Origin of the sequence: Sphingomonas sp. S-NIH.Pt3_0716, assembly GCF_003950715.1 — a bacterium.
GTDB lineage: Bacteria > Pseudomonadota > Alphaproteobacteria > Sphingomonadales > Sphingomonadaceae > Sphingobium > Sphingobium yanoikuyae_A.
In genome coordinates this window covers 183,775-199,960 of sequence record NZ_QLJK01000004.1, presented here as the reverse complement: position 1 = coordinate 199,960, position 16,186 = coordinate 183,775, and the positions used below count along the sequence as shown (strand labels likewise).

General features: G+C 65.2%; 18 protein-coding genes. 4 read left to right on the top strand and 14 right to left on the bottom strand.

From position 1 onward, the window contains the following. Positions 1–4: 4 nt before the first annotated feature. From pcaF to BRX37_RS04790, 11 genes are read right to left on the bottom strand one after another with little or no spacing between them, the layout of a single operon-like run. A complete protein-coding gene (pcaF, locus tag BRX37_RS04840) occupies positions 5–1,207 on the bottom strand; it encodes a 3-oxoadipyl-CoA thiolase (RefSeq protein ID WP_125985734.1) in 1,203 nt (400 codons plus the stop codon). A 5-nt stretch (positions 1,208–1,212) separates the two neighbouring features. Continuing rightward, positions 1,213–1,983 (bottom strand): 3-oxoadipate enol-lactonase, encoded by a 771-nt coding sequence (gene pcaD / locus BRX37_RS04835; RefSeq protein ID WP_125985733.1) that lies wholly within the window; start codon positions 1,981–1,983, stop codon positions 1,213–1,215. Between the two features lie 2 nt (positions 1,984–1,985). Beyond that, the gene (locus BRX37_RS04830; RefSeq protein WP_125985732.1) at positions 1,986–2,303 is read right to left on the bottom strand and encodes a 2Fe-2S iron-sulfur cluster-binding protein; all 318 of its coding nucleotides are present in this window, start codon (positions 2,301–2,303) and stop codon (positions 1,986–1,988) included. Between the two features lie 15 nt (positions 2,304–2,318). Next, complete coding sequence (locus BRX37_RS04825) at positions 2,319–2,966, bottom strand: 3-oxoacid CoA-transferase subunit B (RefSeq protein ID WP_125985731.1); 648 nt, start codon at positions 2,964–2,966, stop codon at positions 2,319–2,321. Continuing rightward, positions 2,966–3,673 (bottom strand): CoA transferase subunit A, encoded by a 708-nt coding sequence (locus tag BRX37_RS04820; RefSeq protein ID WP_125985730.1) that lies wholly within the window; start codon positions 3,671–3,673, stop codon positions 2,966–2,968. The genes BRX37_RS04825 and BRX37_RS04820 overlap by 1 nt, the downstream gene beginning before the upstream one ends. 13 nt (positions 3,674–3,686) lie before the next feature. Continuing rightward, the gene (gene benD / locus BRX37_RS04815) at positions 3,687–4,472 is read right to left on the bottom strand and encodes a benzoate diol dehydrogenase BenD (RefSeq protein WP_125985729.1); all 786 of its coding nucleotides are present in this window, start codon (positions 4,470–4,472) and stop codon (positions 3,687–3,689) included. 10 nt (positions 4,473–4,482) lie between these two features. Then, positions 4,483–4,998 (bottom strand): benzoate 1,2-dioxygenase small subunit, encoded by a 516-nt coding sequence (gene benB, locus BRX37_RS04810; protein ID WP_125985728.1) that lies wholly within the window; start codon positions 4,996–4,998, stop codon positions 4,483–4,485. Then, positions 4,995–6,344: an SRPBCC family protein gene (locus tag BRX37_RS04805; RefSeq protein WP_125985755.1), complete on the bottom strand. Its 1,350-nt coding sequence runs from the start codon at positions 6,342–6,344 to the stop codon at positions 4,995–4,997. Before BRX37_RS04805 ends, benB begins: the two co-directional genes overlap by 4 nt. A gap of 26 nt (positions 6,345–6,370) precedes the next feature. Then, positions 6,371–7,297, bottom strand: a complete 927-nt coding sequence (locus BRX37_RS04800) for a dioxygenase family protein (RefSeq protein ID WP_125985727.1) — start codon at positions 7,295–7,297, stop codon at positions 6,371–6,373. Between the two features lie 38 nt (positions 7,298–7,335). Next, positions 7,336–7,626, bottom strand: a complete 291-nt coding sequence (gene catC, locus BRX37_RS04795; protein ID WP_037511893.1) for a muconolactone Delta-isomerase — start codon at positions 7,624–7,626, stop codon at positions 7,336–7,338. 5 nt (positions 7,627–7,631) lie between these two features. Next, the gene (locus BRX37_RS04790; protein WP_125985726.1) at positions 7,632–8,789 is read right to left on the bottom strand and encodes a muconate/chloromuconate family cycloisomerase; all 1,158 of its coding nucleotides are present in this window, start codon (positions 8,787–8,789) and stop codon (positions 7,632–7,634) included. Between the two features lie 111 nt (positions 8,790–8,900). On the opposite strand from BRX37_RS04790, the gene BRX37_RS04785 reads away from it, so the two are divergent. The 4 genes from BRX37_RS04785 (at position 8,901) to BRX37_RS04770 (ending at position 13,952) form a co-directional block, all read left to right on the top strand. Continuing rightward, entirely contained in the window at positions 8,901–9,824 is a 924-nt protein-coding gene (locus BRX37_RS04785) for a LysR family transcriptional regulator (RefSeq protein ID WP_017499296.1), read from the top strand. Between the two features lie 125 nt (positions 9,825–9,949). After that, the gene (locus BRX37_RS04780) at positions 9,950–11,278 is read left to right on the top strand and encodes an MFS transporter (protein WP_125985725.1); all 1,329 of its coding nucleotides are present in this window, start codon (positions 9,950–9,952) and stop codon (positions 11,276–11,278) included. A 10-nt stretch (positions 11,279–11,288) separates the two neighbouring features. Next, positions 11,289–12,473: a benzoate/H(+) symporter BenE family transporter gene (locus BRX37_RS04775; RefSeq protein WP_125985724.1), complete on the top strand. Its 1,185-nt coding sequence runs from the start codon at positions 11,289–11,291 to the stop codon at positions 12,471–12,473. A 30-nt stretch (positions 12,474–12,503) separates the two neighbouring features. Continuing rightward, entirely contained in the window at positions 12,504–13,952 is a 1,449-nt protein-coding gene (locus BRX37_RS04770; RefSeq protein WP_125985723.1) for an alginate export family protein, read from the top strand. Positions 13,953–14,019: 67 nt separating this feature from the next. Here the strand turns inward: BRX37_RS04770 and BRX37_RS26620 are convergent, their stop codons facing one another. Genes BRX37_RS26620 through BRX37_RS04760 form a run of 3 tightly spaced genes read right to left on the bottom strand, consistent with a single transcriptional unit; the run spans position 14,020 to position 16,156 of the window. Beyond that, on the bottom strand, positions 14,020–14,175 hold the full coding sequence (locus BRX37_RS26620) for a hypothetical protein (RefSeq protein WP_004210133.1): 156 nt from the start codon (positions 14,173–14,175) through the stop codon (positions 14,020–14,022). Positions 14,176–14,193: 18 nt separating this feature from the next. Continuing rightward, positions 14,194–14,904, bottom strand: coding sequence for a hypothetical protein (locus BRX37_RS04765; protein ID WP_125985722.1), 711 nt, complete (start codon positions 14,902–14,904; stop codon positions 14,194–14,196). A gap of 40 nt (positions 14,905–14,944) precedes the next feature. Then, the gene (locus BRX37_RS04760; protein ID WP_125985721.1) at positions 14,945–16,156 is read right to left on the bottom strand and encodes a toxic anion resistance protein; all 1,212 of its coding nucleotides are present in this window, start codon (positions 16,154–16,156) and stop codon (positions 14,945–14,947) included. Positions 16,157–16,186: the final 30 nt, after the last annotated feature.

Here is a 16,186-nt window from a genome sequence, read left to right as displayed (position 1 = left end):
GTCATCACACCCGCTCCAGCAGGACGGCCAGCCCCTGGCCCACGCCGATGCACATGAAGGCCAGCGCATGGCGGCCGCCGGTCCGATGCAGTTCCTCTACCGCCGACAGGGCGATGCGCGCGCCCGACATGCCGAGCGGATGGCCGAGCGCGATCGCGCCGCCATTGGGATTGACGCGCGGGTCGAACGGATCGACGGCCAGGTCGCGCAGCGTCGCGATCGCCTGGCTGGCAAAGGCTTCATTGAGTTCGATCACGTCGAGTTGATCGACGGTCATGCCGTTGCGGGCGAGCAGCTTGCGCGCCGCCTCGATCGGGCCGGCGCCCATGATCCGGGGCGCGATGCCGGCCGCTGCCATGCCGATCACCCGAGCGCGCGGCGTCAGCCCGTGCGTCACCGCCGCCGCTTCCGACGCGACCAGCATCGCCGCCGCGCCGTCATTGAGGCCCGACGCATTGCCCGCCGTCACCGTGCCGTCGGCTTTCACCACCGGCTTGAGCTTCGCCAGCGCCTCCAGGCTGGTCGCGCGCAGATGCTCGTCGGCCTCGAACAGGATCGGATCACCCTTCTTCTGCGGGATCGCAACGGGCACGATCTCGGCGGCGAAGCGACCGCTCGCCTGCGCGCGTGCCGCCTTTTCCTGGCTGGCCAGGGCAAAGCGATCCTGCTCCTCGCGGCTGACACCCCATTGTTCGGCGACATTCTCGCCGGTCTGGGGCATGGTATCGACGCCATAGGCCGCCTTCATCGCCGGGTTGACGAAGCGCCAGCCCAGCGTCGTATCCTCGATCTTCTGGTCGCGGCCGAAGGCACTGCCGGCCTTGCCCAGCACATAGGGCGCGCGGGTCATGCTCTCGGCACCGCCGGCGATCAGGAAATCGGCGTCGCCGCTGCGGATCGCCTGCGCCGCCATGCCGAGCGCGTTGAGGCCCGAGCTGCAAAGCCGATTGACGGTCACGCCCGGCACGGCCTCACCCATGCCCGCCAGCAGCACCGCCATGCGGGCGACATTGCGATTATCCTCGCCCGCCTGATTGGCGCAGCCCAGGATTACATCGTCCAGCGCCGACCAGTCGGCCTGTGCATTGCGCGCCATCAGCGCCTTGAGCGGCAGCGCCGCCAGATCGTCGGCGCGAATGGTCGCCAGCGATCCGTTGAGCTTGCCGATCGGGGTGCGGACGGCATCGCAGATGAAGGCCTGTGCCATATGTCTCAGCTTTCCAGGAAAGAGGTGATGGCGCCCGCCAGCGCCTCGGGCGCTTCGAGCGGGGCCAGATGCGCGGCTTCCAGCGCCACATGCGCCGCGCCGGGGATGCGGGCGATCAGATGTTCGCCATGCCCCGCATAGGGTGTCGATGTGTCGCGGGTGCCGGTCACGACCAGGGTCGGACAGGCGATGCCGCCGATCCGGTCGGCCAGGTCCATGTCGCGGATCGCCGCGCCGCAACCGGCATAGCCCTGCGCGTCCATCGTCAGCAGTTGACGGCGCACCGCCTCATAGAGGGCCGGCTCGGCGGCGTCGGACAGGAAACGACCCATGGCAAGATCGGCGATGGCGGCCATCCCCTCGCCCCGCACCTTGGCGATACGGTCGTTCCATGACGCGCTGCCCATCGTCGCGGAGGTGCAGATCGGCAGGAGCTTCTCGACCCGCTCCGGCGCGCGCAGCGCCAGTTCCATGCCGATCATGCCGCCCAGCGAGACGCCTGCCACAGAGAAACGATCGAAGCCGGCCGCGTCGGCCGCCGCCAGCACATCGTCGGCCAGCATGGCGAGTGCATAATCACCCGGCTCGGCGATCGACGCGCCATGGCCGCGCGCATCGATCCGCAACAGGGCAAAGCGATCGCGCAGATGGGGCAGCACGCCGTCCCACAAATCCATGTCGGTGCCGATGCTGTTCAGCAGTAGCAGCGCGGGCGCGTCATCCCGTCCATCGCGCTTCCAGTAGAGGTTCGCGCCGGGACGCTGGATAAAGGCCATGCTCAATCCTCCGGCGCGATGGCGACGCGCAGTCCGTCGAGCGCGGCCGTCATCATGATCTGGCAGGACAGGCGAGACCGATCACCGCGATGGTCGGAGGAATCGAGCAGATCATCCTCGTCGCCGCTGGCCGCGCCGACCGCATCGGTCCATGCCTCATCGACGAAGACATGACAGGTCGCGCAGGAACAGCAGCCGCCGCACAGGGCCAGCAGTTCGTCAAAGCCATTGTCGCGAATGGCTTCCATCACGGACACGCCCTCACGGGCATCGATGCTCGTTTCGTCCCCCGCACGGTTGACGACGATCAGATTGGGCACGGTTTTGTTCCTATTTCAGGCGTTTTCGAGGATCGCCAGCGGCGCGCCGGTCTTCTCGATCACTTCGGCTTCGGTCACGCCCGGCGCCAGTTCGACAAGGGTGAGGCCGCCCTTCGCACGATCGACGGCGATCACGGCGAGGTCGGTGATGATGAGATCGACCACTGCCTTGCCGGTGAGCGGCAGGGTGCAGGTCGACAGGATCTTTGGGCTGCCATTTTTCGACACATGGTCCATTACCACGACCACGCGCTTGACGCCCGCGACCAGGTCCATCGCCCCGCCCATTCCCTTCACCATCTTGCCGGGAATGGTCCAGTTGGCGAGGTCGCCATTGGCGGCCACCTCCATTGCGCCCAGCACCGCCATGTCGATATGGCCGCCCCGGATCATCGCGAAACTGTCCGCCGAGGAGAAGAAGCTGCTGGTCGGCAGCGCGGTGATCGTCTGCTTGCCGGCGTTGATCAGGTCCGGGTCCGCCTCGTCCGCAAACGGAAAGGGCCCGATGCCGAGCATGCCGTTTTCGGATTGCAGCGTCACGTTGACGCCTTCGGGCACATGGTTCGCCACCAGAGTCGGGATGCCTATCCCCAAGTTCACATAATAGCCGTCGCGCAGTTCCTTCGCGGCGCGCGCCGCCATCTCGTCGCGGGTCCAGCCCATTATGCGGCCTCCCTTTCGCGGACGGTCAACTTTTCGATCCGCTTCTCGTTGATGGTGGAGAGGACGATGCGATCGACATAGATGCCGGGCGTATGGATGCAGTCGGGGTCGAAGCTGCCCTCGGGCACGATTTCCTCGACCTCCACCACGGTCACCTTGCCGGCGGTCGCCATGTTCGGGTTGAAGTTGCGCGCGGTCTTGCGGAACATCAGGTTGCCCGCGGGGTCTGCGCGCCAGGCCTTGATGATCGACAGGTCCGCGCGCAACCAGGTTTCGCGGACATAATCCTCGCCCTCGAAATTCTCGACCGGCTTGCCCTCGGCCACCACCGTGCCGACGCCGGTCTTGGTATAGAAGGCGGGGATGCCGGCGCCGCCGGCGCGGATACGCTCGGCCAGCGTCCCCTGCGGGTTCAGTTCCAACTCCAGTTCGCCCGACAGATACTGGCTTTCGAACAGCTTGTTCTCGCCCACATAGGACGAGATCATCTTGCGGACCTGCCGGCTTTCCAGCAGCATCCACAGGCCAAAGCCGTCGGCGCCGGCATTGTTGGAAATAACGGTCAGATCCTTCACGCCGCTCGCGCGGATTTCCGGGATCAGGCTTTCGGGGTTGCCCGACAGGCCGAAGCCGCCCGACATGATCGTCATCCCGTCGAACAACAGGCCATCAAGGGCCTGCGCCGGGCTGTCGTAGATTTTCTGCATGTCTTCAGTCCCTTCAGCCGATATCGCCGCCCGCAACGGGCAGGACCGATCCGGTCACATAGCTGGCCTCGTCGGAGGCGAGGAAAAGGATGGGGGCGATCTGTTCGTCCAGCGTGCCGTAGCGCTTCATGAAGGCCGACGATGTCACCTGCTCCACCGCCTCGGCCATCCAAGCCTGCTCCTGCGCGTTGTCGCCCTCGGCATTGCGCGGCACGCGGCGCGGCGGCGCGCTGGTGCCGCCGGGCGCGGTTGCGACGACACGGATGCCTGCCTCCGCATATTCCATCGCTAGTGCCTGGGTCAGACCATTGATCCCGCCCTTCGCCGCCGAATAGGGCACGCGGCGGATGCCGCGCGTGGCGTTGGACGACAGGTTGACGATCGTCCCCGCACCCTGCTCCAGCATCGCGGGCAGAACCGCATGGCAGCAATAGAGAGTCGGCATCAGCGAGCGACGGATTTCCGCGTCGATCTGATCCGGCTCGAACTGCGCATAGGGCCGCATGCGGATTGCGCCGCCGACATTGTTGATGAGGATGTCGATGCGCCCGAATGCCGCGATCGCCGCCGCCATCGCCTGCGCCGCACCTGCATAGGTCTCAAGGTCGCAAGTGACGGAAATCGCCTTGCCGCCCGCCGCCACGATCGCCTGCTCGACATCGGTCACGAAGTCCGCCCGGTCGACCAGCACGAGGCTGGCGCCCTCCGCCGCGGCACGGGTGGCGACACCGGCGCCGATGCCCTGCGCCGCGCCGGTCACGACCATCACCTTGCCGGCAAAGCGTCCCTGGAAGATCATCGCCCGCCCCTCAGATATGATAGACGTCGATGACCTGATGAATATAGTCGTCCTTGAGGACGATCGTCTTCTTCAGGATCTTCGGCGCCGCGCCGCTGATGTCCAGCGTGACGAAGCTGGTTCCGAAAAACTGCTGCGTCTTCTGGTAGCGATGGCTCATCGTGTGCCAGTTGTAGCGCAGGTCGATCGCATCGCTCCGCGTCTCCAGCACCTCGACATTCGCCAGGAAGTGCGAGGTGCGCGCCTCCGGCGTGCTCGCCGACGACCGTTCGGTCTTCAAGCGATATACGCGATCCTCCAGCCCCTTGCGGTTGCCATAATAGATGAGCGAAATTTCGCTGTGCGGATCGGTGGTCAGCGCATCATCGTCGGTCCAGGCCGGCATCCAATATTCGCACTGTTCCGAATAGCATTCGAGCCATGCGTCCAGTTCGCGATCGTCGAGCAGCCGTGCCTCGCGATAGAGAAAGGCGCAGATGTCCTGATAGGAGAGCGCCGCGCGCTCCGTGTCGAGCACCAGTGTCATTCTGCGGCCTCCATCATCGGCGCACCGGCTTCGCGAGCCATGCCGTCGAGCATGATCTGCGCCCAGAATTCATGCTGGCGCACGAACAGCCCTTCATCCTCGCTGCGCTCGCTCGACAGCAGCGGGTACATGCCCATGGCGGTGGCATTGCTGTCCGGCCCGGCGATCCAGCGGGTCGCGCCACGGCTCAAGTCATTCCACAATTCGCCCGCGCCTTCATAGGCCGATTGGCAACTGCGGAATTCCTCCAGATCGTCGGGCGTGCCCATGCCGGTGACGTTGAAGAAATCCTCATATTGGCGGATGCGATGCGCCCGGTCTTCCGCGCTCTCGCCCTTGGGGGCGTAGCAATAGATGGTGACCTCGGTCGTATGCACGTCGATCGGGCGAACGACGCGGATCTGGGTCGAAAACTGGTCCATCAGGAAGACATTGGGATAGAGCGCCAGATTGCGCGTCTGCTCCAGGATGAAGCGCGCCTTGTCCTCGCCCAGTCGCTCGACCAGTTGGTCCTTATAGTTCCAGACCGGCCGGACTTCGGGGTTCAGCACCTGTGTCCAGAGCAGAATATGGCCATGTTCGAAGCCATAGACGCCGCTTGCCGGTGCCTTCGACCAGCCATTGGCGTCGACCGCCTTGGTCCCGCCCTCGGCGCGGCGGCCCATGGTCGACTGGTAATTTTCATGAACCGAACTGACATGATAGCCGTCGCAGCCATTTTCCATCTGCATCTTCCAGTTGCCATGGAAGGTGTAGGTGGAATTGCCGGTCAGCACTTCCAGGCCCTCGGGCGCCTGGTCGACCATCTGGTCGATGATGACCTTGGCCTCGCCCAGATGATCCTCCAGCGGCAGGACATCATGATTGAGCGACCCGAAGATGAAGCCGCGATAGCTTTCGACCCGCACCTTGGTCAGGTCGTGCGACCCTTCATGGTCGAAACTGTCAGGATAGGCGCCGGTGCTGGCATCCTTGGCGCGCAGCAGCTTGCCGTCGGTCTTGAAGCTCCAGCCATGGAAGGGACAGACGAACAAGGGCTGGTTGCCACGCTTGCGGCGGCACAGCTTGGCGCCGCGATGAGCGCAGGCATTGACCACGCAATTGAGGCCGCCATCCTTGGCCCGCGTCAGGATCACCGGCGTATGGCCGATCCAGGTGGTGAAATAATCGTTCTTCTTCTCGACCTGGCTCTCATGGGCCAGATAGACCCAGTTGCTCTCGAAGATATATTTCATCTCCAGATCGAACAGTTCCGGGTCCGTGAAGACGTCGCGGCGGCAGCGGAAGATGCCGGTTTCCGGATCGTCCACGACCGCAGTTTCAACACGGTCGCGCAGGAAAGCCATGGGGCTGGTCATGATCCTCTCTCCTCTCAGGCCGGCTCTGTGACCGGTTCGACGGCATCCACCACCAGGCGCTTGCGGGTCGAAAAGGCCTCGTCGCCCTCATCGTCCGCGCGCTGCAGATGGAAATCGAAGGCGATATGGGCGCTGTCGCCCTGGCGGTTGGGCACCGGCAGCAGCCCTTCACGGGTACCGAAGGCGAAATCGTCGGCAGCGAACGGATCATCGCCAAAGTTGATCTGCGTCGTCAGGCGGCGATAGCCCGGCGCCTCGATGAAGAAATGCACATGGGCGGGGCGATTGCCGTGCCGGCCGAGCGCCTTCATCAGCGTGTCGGACGCGCCGCCCGGCGGCACCGAATAGCCGTTCGGCATCTTCGACGAGAAGGCATAGGTGCCATCGGCCGCGATCTTGAGGCGACGGCGATTGTTGAACGGCGTCTGCGCGTGGGTCGGGTCGAAATGCGAATAGAAGCCGTGCGAGTCCGCATGCCAGACATGGACCAGCCCGTCGGTCACCGCCTCGCCATCGGGGCCGATGATGCGGCCGGTCATGTAGAGCGTGTCGGTATCGTCGGCATCGTCGGTCAGATAGGCGCCGCTCTCGACGATCGGCGCGCCCTCGACATAGAGCGGCCCTTCGATCGTGCGCGGGGTGCCGCCCGACTTGCCGGCCTCGGCATCCTTGGCGTCCATGTAGAGATCGATGAAATGTTCGAGGCCGACGCCCGGCATCAACAGGCCCAGTTCGCCAGCACCCGCCGCGCCCTGCAGGAAGTTGACGGCATTCCACACCTCATCCTCGCTGACATCATAGCGGGCGATGACGGTCATGCAGGACTCGATCAGGTCACGAACGATGCCCTTCATGCGGGCGTTGCCACCGTCGCAGTCCAGCCCCGCGACACGGTCGAGCAGGTTCTGGATTTCCGGTGTTTCTACGAAGCTGGTACCCATATTTTTCTCTCCTAAGCTTTGCGGTCTGTGTCGGACGATCAGCGATCATCCTCATGGATCGAGGACGGATGGCGGCAGAGCGGCGTGATCTTCATCGTCATGAAGGGGTAGAGCGGCAGCGCCATCAGCGTGTCGTGCAGGGCGGCATTGCTCTCGACATCGAAGATCGAGACGTTGGAATAGAGGCCGACCTTGCGCCAGATATGGCGCCAGGTGCCCGCCGCCTGCAGCGTCTGGAAATAGGCCTTTTCCGCGGCCTTGATCCTGGCGGCTTCCGCCGCATCGAAATCCAGCGGGATGTTGACGTCCATTTCGACCATGAACAGCATGGGTTTCAGGCTCCTGCGGTAACGGCGTGAAGGATCGGCGACGTGCGATCGCGCCGGAAGAAGGCGAGCTTGTCCTCGTCAAAGGCGATGCCCAGGCCCGGCCCGGTCGGCACGGCCAGCGAGAAGTCGGCATAGCCAAGCGGATCGCGCAAAATATCCTCGGTCTGGAGCAGCGGACCGAACAATTCGGTGCCCCAGGCAAGGTCCGGCAGGGTGGCGAAGACATGGGCCGACGCGACCGTGCCGACACCGCCCTCCAGCATCGTGCCACCATAAAGGCCGATGCCGGCCGCTGCGCCGATCGCGGCCACGTCAGCCGCTGCGAACAGGCCGCCCGACTGGGCGATCTTGAGCGCGAAGACGCTGGCAGCATGGGCCGAGGCGATCCGCATCGCGCTGCGCGGACCATTCAATGCCTCGTCCGCCATCAGCGGCACCGGCTGGTTCTTCGACAGGCGCGCCATCGCGGCGATCGCGTCGCCGGCGATCGGCTGTTCGACCAGGTCGCAGCCGACATCATGCAGCATGGCCATGCCGATCTTGGCCTGCGCCTCCGACCAGTTCTGGTTGACGTCGACGCGCACGCTGGCGCGGTCGCCCAGCGCCTTGCAGATGGCGCCGACATGGGCGACGTCGTCGCGCACTTCGCGCTTGCCGATCTTCAGCTTGAAGATGCGGTGGCGCCGGCGGTCGAGCATCTCCTCGCCCTCGGCAATGTCGCGCGCGGTGTCGCCGCTGGCCAGCGTCCAGGCGACGGGCAGACTGTCGCGCACCCGGCCACCGCCGATCAGTTCGGACACGGCGATGCCCAGCCGCTTGCCCGCCATGTCGAGCAGCGCCGTTTCAACCGCGCATTTGGCGAAATGATTGCCGCGCACGCAGCGGGCGACCTTGGCCATGGTCGCGCCGACCTGCGCCAGGTCGCAGGTTTCCAGGACGGGGACGATATAGGTGTCGATCGCCGACTTGATGCTTTCGGGGCTTTCCTCGCCATAGCTGAGGCCGCCGATGGTCGTGCCCTCGCCAATCCCCTCGATACCGTCGGCATCGGTCAGGCGGACGATCACCATCGATTGGGCGTGCATGGTCGCCATGGCCAGCACATGCGGGCGGATCGTCGGTACATCGACGATGAAGGTATCGGCGTGGCTCAATCCAGCCATTGCGGCGACTCTCCCAAATGCTTACGTTTCATGGGATAGCTATGCCTCGTCCGCGCCGGTTTCAAAGATCAATGCGGTCAAGGGGCCATACTCTGGAGGTATAAGTCAGTGATGGACCTGCGCCTCTTGCGCTATTTCGTGGCGGTGGCCGACGAAGGCAATTTCAACCGCGCCGCCGACCGGCTGCATATTGCCCAGCCGCCATTGTCCCGCGCGATCCAGCAACTGGAGGCGCATGTCGGCGCGCCTTTGCTCGACCGCGCCAGCCGCCCGCTGCGGCTGACCGATGTCGGGCGCCTGCTCCATGCCCAGGCGCTGCAGTTGCTGGCGCGGATGGAGGATGTCGAGACGATGGTGAAGACCGCCGCCACCAGCCAGCGCCGCCGGCTGGTGATCGGCTTCGTCGCCTCGACCATCTATGCCCGCCTGCCCGAACTGATCCGCGAATTTCGCAAGGTCGCCGACAATGTCGAACTGGTCATGGTGGAAAGCACCACCCTGGAACAGATCGCTGCGCTCAAGGACGGACGCATCGATGTCGGCTTCGGCCGCATCCGGTTCGAGGATCCTGCCGTCCGTCGAATCATCCTGCGCAATGAGAAGATGGTCGCCGCCTTCCCGATGGACCATCCGCTGGCCCGCGGCGAAGGACCGATCTCGATCCGCGACCTCGCCGAAGAGCCGCAGATCATCTATCCACGCGCGCCACGCCCCAGCTATGCCGATCAGGTCATATCGCTGTTCCGCGACCATGCGATCGAACCGCGCATCGTCCATGAAGCGCGCGAACTGCAGATCGCCATCGGCCTGGTCGCGGCGCAGGAGGGGATGGCGATCGTCCCCGAATCGGTCCATCGCGCCCGCAGCCACGATGTCGCCTTTCGCGACCTGGTCGAGCCGGCCACCTCCCCGATCATCATGAGCCACCGCCCCGGCGACCGTTCGCCCGAACTGGCGCTGATGGCGTCGGTGATCGCGCGCCAATATGCGCAATGGGGCTATGAGGTGCCGGCCGCCCTGACCGAGGAGCTTTGAAGCCACCCAACCGCCCGCCATACCCGTAGCGTATTTCAACGGGACTTAATTGGTATTTGGCGCCACCCTGCATGTCCTTCACTTTCCCGCGAAATCATACCCATCAATAAGGGAGAGGAATCGATATGCAGGGTATCGATATAAATCGTCACATCGACGAAGCCAGGTTCGGAAACCTACATCTCAAGATCATCATTGCTTGTGCCATCCTGCTTATAGTCGATGGCTATGACGTCTTCATTTACGGAGTCGTCCTTCCACAGTTGATGGACCAATGGGGACTTAGCGCCCCGCAGGCCGGGTCGCTCGCCAGCTGGGCCTTGTTCGGCATGATGTCCGGCGCGCTCTTCTTCGGTCCGCTGGGCGACCGGATCGGGCGCAAGACCTGCATCACCATCTGCTTCGCGCTGTTCAGCGTCGCCACCTTCATCAACGGCTTCGCCACGACGCCGACCATGTTCGGCGCGCTGCGCTTTCTCGCCGGCCTCGGCTGTGGCGGGCTGATGCCCAATGCGGTGGCGCTGACCAATGAATATGCGCCAAAGCGGATGCGCAGCACCCTCGTCGCGCTGATGTTCAGCGGCTATGCCGTGGGTGGCATGGCGGCGGCGGGCTTGGGCATCTGGCTGCTGCCGCTGTTCGGCTGGCAGGCGATGTTCTTTGCCGCTGCCGTGCCGCTCGTCCTCCTGCCGCTCGTCCTACGCGGCCTGCCGGAATCGGCCGGATTCCTCGTCCGGCAGGGGCGCCAGGAACAGGCCCGCGCCATCCTTCAGCGGCTATCGCCCGGCCAGCGCCTCGACGGCCCGCTGCTCCAGCCGCAAGGTATCGCCGCCAAGACCAGCATCGCCGGCCTTTTCCAGCACAATCGCACGCTCGGCACGCTGTCGATGTGGCTCTGCTTCTTCTGCTGCCTGCTCATGGTCTATGCGCTCGGCTCCTGGCTGCCACAGCTGATGCGCAGCGCCGGTTACAGCCTCGGGTCTAGCCTGTCCTTCCTGCTGGCGCTCAATTTCGGCGGCATGTTCGGCGCGATCGCCGGCGGACGCCTGGCCGACCGGTTCGGCCTGCCCCAGGTGGTCATCGCCTATTTCCTGCTCGGCGCGATCTGCATCAGCCTGCTCGGCCTCAACGGACCGATGCCGATCCTCTATCTGCTGATCTTCGTCGCCGGCGCCGGCACCACCGGCACGCAGATATTGCTCTATGCCAGCGTCGCCGACTTCTACGACCTGTCGGTCCGGTCGACCGGCCTCGGCTGGGCATCGGGCATGGGCCGGGTCGGCGCGATCGTCGGACCGATGCTGGGCGGCGTTCTGCTCGCGGCGCAACTGCCGATGACGCTCAACTTCGTCGCCTTCGCCATTCCCGGCCTCGTCTCGGTGCTGGCCACCCTGGTCTTCATGCTGAGCCGTCGCCAGCAGGTTGCCCGAGAAAACTACGCCCTGGCGGCGTGATCGGACCATCATGACTGCAAGCCAGACGGGCTGGATCCCGGCGATCATCGCCGGGATCATCGCCACCACCATATCCTATGCCGGCCCGCTGGTGATCATCTTCCAGGCGGCGCAGGGCCTCGAACCGGCCCTCGTCGCCTCCTGGATCTGGGCGATCTCGATCGGCAGCGGCCTGCTCGGCATCGCGCTCAGTTGGCACTGGCGCGTGCCAATCGTCATCGCCTGGTCGGCGCCGGGATCGGCGCTGCTGGTGACGATGCTGCCGCAGACCGATTTCGCGACCGCGATCGGCGCCTATATCGTCGCCAATCTCGCGGTGCTGCTGGTCGGCCTGTCGGGCGCCTTCGACCGGTTGATGCAGCGGCTGCCCGCCGCAATCACCGCCGCGATGCTGGCCGGCATATTATTTCGTTTCGTTATCGATATGATTGGTGCCGTGCCGTCCGCGCCGATGATGCTGATCGCGATGATCGCCGCTTTCTTCGCCGGCCGTGTGATCGCCCCCCGATACGCCGTGGTCGCGGTGCTGGTGACAGGTGTCGCGATCACCGCGTTCAGCGGCGGCCTGTCGGGATCGATCGGCACGCCGCACCTCACCATGCCGGTCTGGACGACGCCGCGCTTCGACTGGGCCGCGACCGCCAGCATCGCGGTGCCGCTGGCGGTGGTCGCTCTGACCGGCCAGTTCCTGCCCGGCATCGCCGTGCTGCGCGCCGCCGGTTACGACCAGCCCGCCGCCCGGCCGATCGTCTCGACCAGCGCCATCGCCTCGATCGCGCTGGCTCCGTTCGGCTGCCATGGCCTGAACCTCGCCGCCTTCACCGCCGCCATCTGCCTTGGCCCCGACGCCCATCCCGATCCCGCCCGCCGCTACATGGCCGGCATCGCGGGCGGCGTCACCTATCTCGTCTTCGGCGCCTTTGCCGCCACCGTGCTGGCACTGTTCGCCACCCTGCCCAAGACGCTGATCGCCGCGCTGGCGGGCCTCGCCTTGTTTCCGGTCGTCGCCAATTCGCTCAGCACCGCGCTGCGTGCCGAGCAAGGACGCGACGCCGCCCTTGTCACTTTCGCCGTCAGCGCATCGGGCATGACGCTGGCCGGGCTCGGCTCCGCCTTCTGGGGCCTGATCTTCGGCCTCGCCGTCCACCTGCTCCAGAGCCTCATCGCAAAACGGCCCGAACGGGCCACCGCATAACCAGAAAAACCCATATCCCGGAGAGTATGCATGTTCGATCTTCTGGCGCCCGTCCTGGCCGCCTCCGCAGCACAAGCCACCCCCGCCGCGCCGCCCGCTCCTGTCGACGTTGCGCAAAAGGAAGCGGCGCCGGCCGAGGCGCAATTGCCCGCCTCGCAGACCAGCGAGCAGCCCAAGGCACCCAAGCCCGCCTTCCGCCCGATCAACCATGACGAGGATTATTCCGGCTTCCGCGATGTGCGCGACGCCAATCTGTGGACCCGCCTCAAATATCTGCCGATCGTCGGCAACACCTATGCCACGCTGGGCGGTGAACTGCGGCTGCGCCCCGAACTGCGGTTGGGCGAACGCTGGGGCCGCGGCCCGCAGGATGATGACGGCAATTTCCAGCAGCGCAGCCGCATCTGGGGCGACCTCCAGATCGAAGGCCTGTTCCGCGCCTTCGTCGATCTCGAACATGCGACCAGCACCGGCCTCGATTCCGTCGTCGCCCCGATCGAGGAAGGCCGGCTCGATTTCAACCAGGCCTTTGTCGAGGCGCATGTCCCGGTCGGGCAAGGTCGGATCGTCGCGCGCCTCGGCCGGCAGGAAATCGGCATCGGCAACCAGACCGTGTTCGACATGCGCGAAGGCGCCAATACCCGTCGCTCGCTCGATCTGCTCCGCGTCATGGCGACCCAGGGACCATGGGATGGCGGCTTCCTCACCGGTCATGCGGTGCTGGAAAAGCTCGGCACCTTCGATGACGAAACCAACCATGATTATGACCTGACCGGCTTTCATGCCGGCCGCAGCTTCGGCACCGGCCCGCGCACCGGCCGCGCCGAAGCGCTGTTCGTCTCGTCAGACCGCGCCAGCCTCGCCTTCGACAGCGAAGCCGCCGCCCGCGACCAGCGCCGCACCCTGTCGCTGCGCTATGCCGGCAAGCGCGATGCCTGGAGCATCGATGTCGAGGGCATCCGCCAATGGGGCTCGTTCGGCGATCTCGACATCAGCGCTTATTATGTCACCGGCACGGCCGCCTATGGCTGGCAGGGCGGATGGAAGCCCAAGCTGGCGCTGCGCGTCGATGTCGGCTCGGGCGACAAGAACCCCAATGATGGCAAGATCGGCACCTATGCGCCGCTCTTCCCCAAGCCGCTCACCTATAATGGCGACCTTGGCCCGCATAACCTGACGATTATCCAGCCGCAGTTGTCGATCCAGCCGACCGCGAAGCTGAAGCTCGATTTCTCGGCGGCGGGCCTGTGGCGCACCTCCACCAAGGATGGCGTCTATTCGCTCGGCGGCCAGGTGCTGCGAAGCGGCGACGAAAGCGACAGCCGCTTCTTCGGCAAGCGCGCGACGGCGGCCGGCCAATATGCGCTCAACCCGTTCATGACGCTGGGCTTCTACACCATCTATGGCGACGTCTCGGAAAAGTTCAAACCCGGCCGCGACCTCTATTATGCCGCCACCTACCTGACCTTCCGCTTCTAGATCAGGCAGTGTGGATGTGCCGGAGGCAGGCGGGATCGCCGGTCTCCTCCGGCACAGGCAGCGGCTGTCAGCCTCGCCGTCGCCAGCGGCGGAACAAGGATAGACCCAGCACCCCGCCGCCCACCACGGCCGCGATCGCGCCGCCGGCCGAAGCCAGCGCCCAGGCCCCGGCGGCCAGCAGGCCCGTCAGGAAGTCGACGATGATGAGGGTGAGGTGGATCATGCAGGAAGGAAGACGGCGCTAGGCGCCAAGTTCCTTCGCCTCCTGATATTTCAGCTCCAGAAAACGATTCTGGGTCGCCAGCTTGTCGAGATCGCCGCTCGCCAGCTGCTCGCTCATCCGCCCGATCTCGGCGTCGATCACCGACAGCCCTTCGATCAGCTGCTTTTCGGGCACGCGGCCATTACGTTCCTCGCGGCGCAGCGGCGCGGGGATCGACTGATAGCCGGTGACCAGTTCGGGCAGATGATCGGCCAGCAGCTTGCGAATCTCGTGCGCGGCCGGATCCTGCTCGCCCAGCCGTTCGAGCTGCGGCGCCAGCGTCTCCAGCTTGACGCCGATGCTGTCGACCAGGGTGACCGCCGGCGCGGGCAGCGCCTTGCGCTGATTCTCCAGCCAGATTTCGGTTTTGAGCGGCAAGGCGGTTAGCGTCGTGTCCGCCAGCTTGTCAGGACTGACCGCCCGTTCACCCGGCAGCAGCGCAAAGAACAGCGTGGTGACCAGCAGCAGGCCGAGCACGATCATCACGCCACTGGTGCCCAGCGGCATGAACCAGCCCGCGACCATGGCCGCGATGATGATCGCGAAGGCGGCGCCAGCGATCCGGCCCAGCCGCCGCATGATCGACGCGTTGCGCCGTTCGCGCGCGCGGCTGGTCAGGCTCTTGCCGCGTTCGCTATGGCGGCGCAGCACCGCCTCGGCATCGGCCAGCACGCGGTCGGACCGGCTCATGCCATCAACTCCGGGGAAAGGGGCAGGGTGGGGCGCATCCTTATCCCTCGATCGCGCTCAGCAGCGGGTTTTCCGCGCGCGCTTCCTTGGCGGCCTGGGCTTGGCCTTCGGACCGGGCGATATAGCCCTTGGACTTTTCCACCTCGTTCGACAGCACGGTGACCGTCGTCTTCATGTTTTCCAGCGCCTTGAGCTTGAACGTGTCGATATTGTCCATCGTGTCGTAGATATTCTGGAAGGCACGCTGCAGCGTCTCGATCGGGATGGTGCTGCTGGCGGCCTGCTCATGAATCTGTGCGGTCTGGCTCTTGAGCAGTTCGCCGGTCGAATCGATGATATTGGCGGTGGTGGTGTTGAGCGCGGTGATCTGTTCCAGCACCAGGCGCTGGCCGACCAGCGCCTGCGCCACGGTCACGGCGGTGCGCAGCGCGGCGACGGTGGTGGTGCTGGCGCGGTCCACGCCCTTCACCAGCTCGACATTATTCTTCTTCACCAGGTCCAGCGCCAGATAGCCCTGCACCGTGACCGCCATCTGGGTCAGCAGATCCTGGGTGCGCTGGCGAATGTAGAAGAGCGCGCTCTCGCGGATCGCCTTGGCCTTGGTCGGATCGGTCGAATCCAGCTCCAGCGCCTTGGCTTCAAGGCGCGCGTCCATGGTCTTGCTGATGTGGATCATCTGCTCCAGCTTGCCCATGGTCTGCCACATATTCTGGCGTTCCACGTCGATCGCGGCATTGTCCTTGATCAGCACGTCCTTGCCGCTGGCAAGGCTGCCCAGGATCGAATTGATATGCGTCTGGCTCGACTTGTAGCTGTCGAAATAGTCGCGCATCTTGTTGCCGAACGGGATGATGCCGAACAGCTTCTTGGGCGCGGTCAGGCTGCCGCGCTTGCCGGGGTCCAGATCCTCGACCGTGCGGCGCAGTTCAGCGAGGTCTGCGCCGACCTTGTTGTCGCTGTCCATCGCGCGCACCGGCCGATCAAGGAAGCGGTTGCTGTGCCCGGCGGCCTCGGCGATTTCCTTGCGGCCCATATTGGTCAGCTGGTCGACGCGCTGGCCAAAGGCGGGCGAATTGGCGTCCTGCGCCACCAGATCGTCGATGAAGGCATCGACCTTCTCGTCCAGCTTGGATCGCTTGTCGTCGTCGATCGGCACCAGCCCCGCCGCCTTTTCGGGCGCGACCACCGGCACCGGATCGGGCGGCGTGAGGTTCAGCGTATCAGCGGTCGCGGTCGGCGCGGTCGAAGCCATGTCATCTCCCAGGGGCCAGATCGGCCTGAC

Bases quoted from the DNA above. Each gene is read 5' to 3' on its own strand.
- BRX37_RS26620 (WP_004210133.1), bottom strand. From the start codon at position 14,175: ATGATCCACCTCACCCTCATCATCGTCGACTTCCTGACGGGCCTGCTG.
- BRX37_RS04825 (WP_125985731.1), bottom strand. From the start codon at position 2,966: ATGGGCTGGACCCGCGACGAGATGGCGGCGCGCGCCGCGAAGGAACTG.
- BRX37_RS04785 (WP_017499296.1), top strand. From the start codon at position 8,901: ATGGACCTGCGCCTCTTGCGCTATTTCGTGGCGGTGGCCGACGAAGGC.
- BRX37_RS04805 (WP_125985755.1), bottom strand. From the start codon at position 6,344: ATGGCTTTCCTGCGCGACCGTGTTGAAACTGCGGTCGTGGACGATCCG.
- BRX37_RS04780 (WP_125985725.1), top strand. From the start codon at position 9,950: ATGCAGGGTATCGATATAAATCGTCACATCGACGAAGCCAGGTTCGGA.
- BRX37_RS04760 (WP_125985721.1), bottom strand. From the start codon at position 16,156: ATGGCTTCGACCGCGCCGACCGCGACCGCTGATACGCTGAACCTCACG.
- pcaF (WP_125985734.1), bottom strand. From the start codon at position 1,207: ATGGCACAGGCCTTCATCTGCGATGCCGTCCGCACCCCGATCGGCAAG.
- benD (WP_125985729.1), bottom strand. From the start codon at position 4,472: ATGATCTTCCAGGGACGCTTTGCCGGCAAGGTGATGGTCGTGACCGGC.
- BRX37_RS04775 (WP_125985724.1), top strand. From the start codon at position 11,289: ATGACTGCAAGCCAGACGGGCTGGATCCCGGCGATCATCGCCGGGATC.
- pcaD (WP_125985733.1), bottom strand. From the start codon at position 1,983: ATGGCCTTTATCCAGCGTCCCGGCGCGAACCTCTACTGGAAGCGCGAT.
- BRX37_RS04770 (WP_125985723.1), top strand. From the start codon at position 12,504: ATGTTCGATCTTCTGGCGCCCGTCCTGGCCGCCTCCGCAGCACAAGCC.
- BRX37_RS04765 (WP_125985722.1), bottom strand. From the start codon at position 14,904: ATGAGCCGGTCCGACCGCGTGCTGGCCGATGCCGAGGCGGTGCTGCGC.
- BRX37_RS04820 (WP_125985730.1), bottom strand. From the start codon at position 3,673: ATGCAGAAAATCTACGACAGCCCGGCGCAGGCCCTTGATGGCCTGTTG.
- benB (WP_125985728.1), bottom strand. From the start codon at position 4,998: ATGACACTGGTGCTCGACACGGAGCGCGCGGCGCTCTCCTATCAGGAC.
- BRX37_RS04800 (WP_125985727.1), bottom strand. From the start codon at position 7,297: ATGGGTACCAGCTTCGTAGAAACACCGGAAATCCAGAACCTGCTCGAC.
- catC (WP_037511893.1), bottom strand. From the start codon at position 7,626: ATGCTGTTCATGGTCGAAATGGACGTCAACATCCCGCTGGATTTCGAT.
- BRX37_RS04790 (WP_125985726.1), bottom strand. From the start codon at position 8,789: ATGGCTGGATTGAGCCACGCCGATACCTTCATCGTCGATGTACCGACG.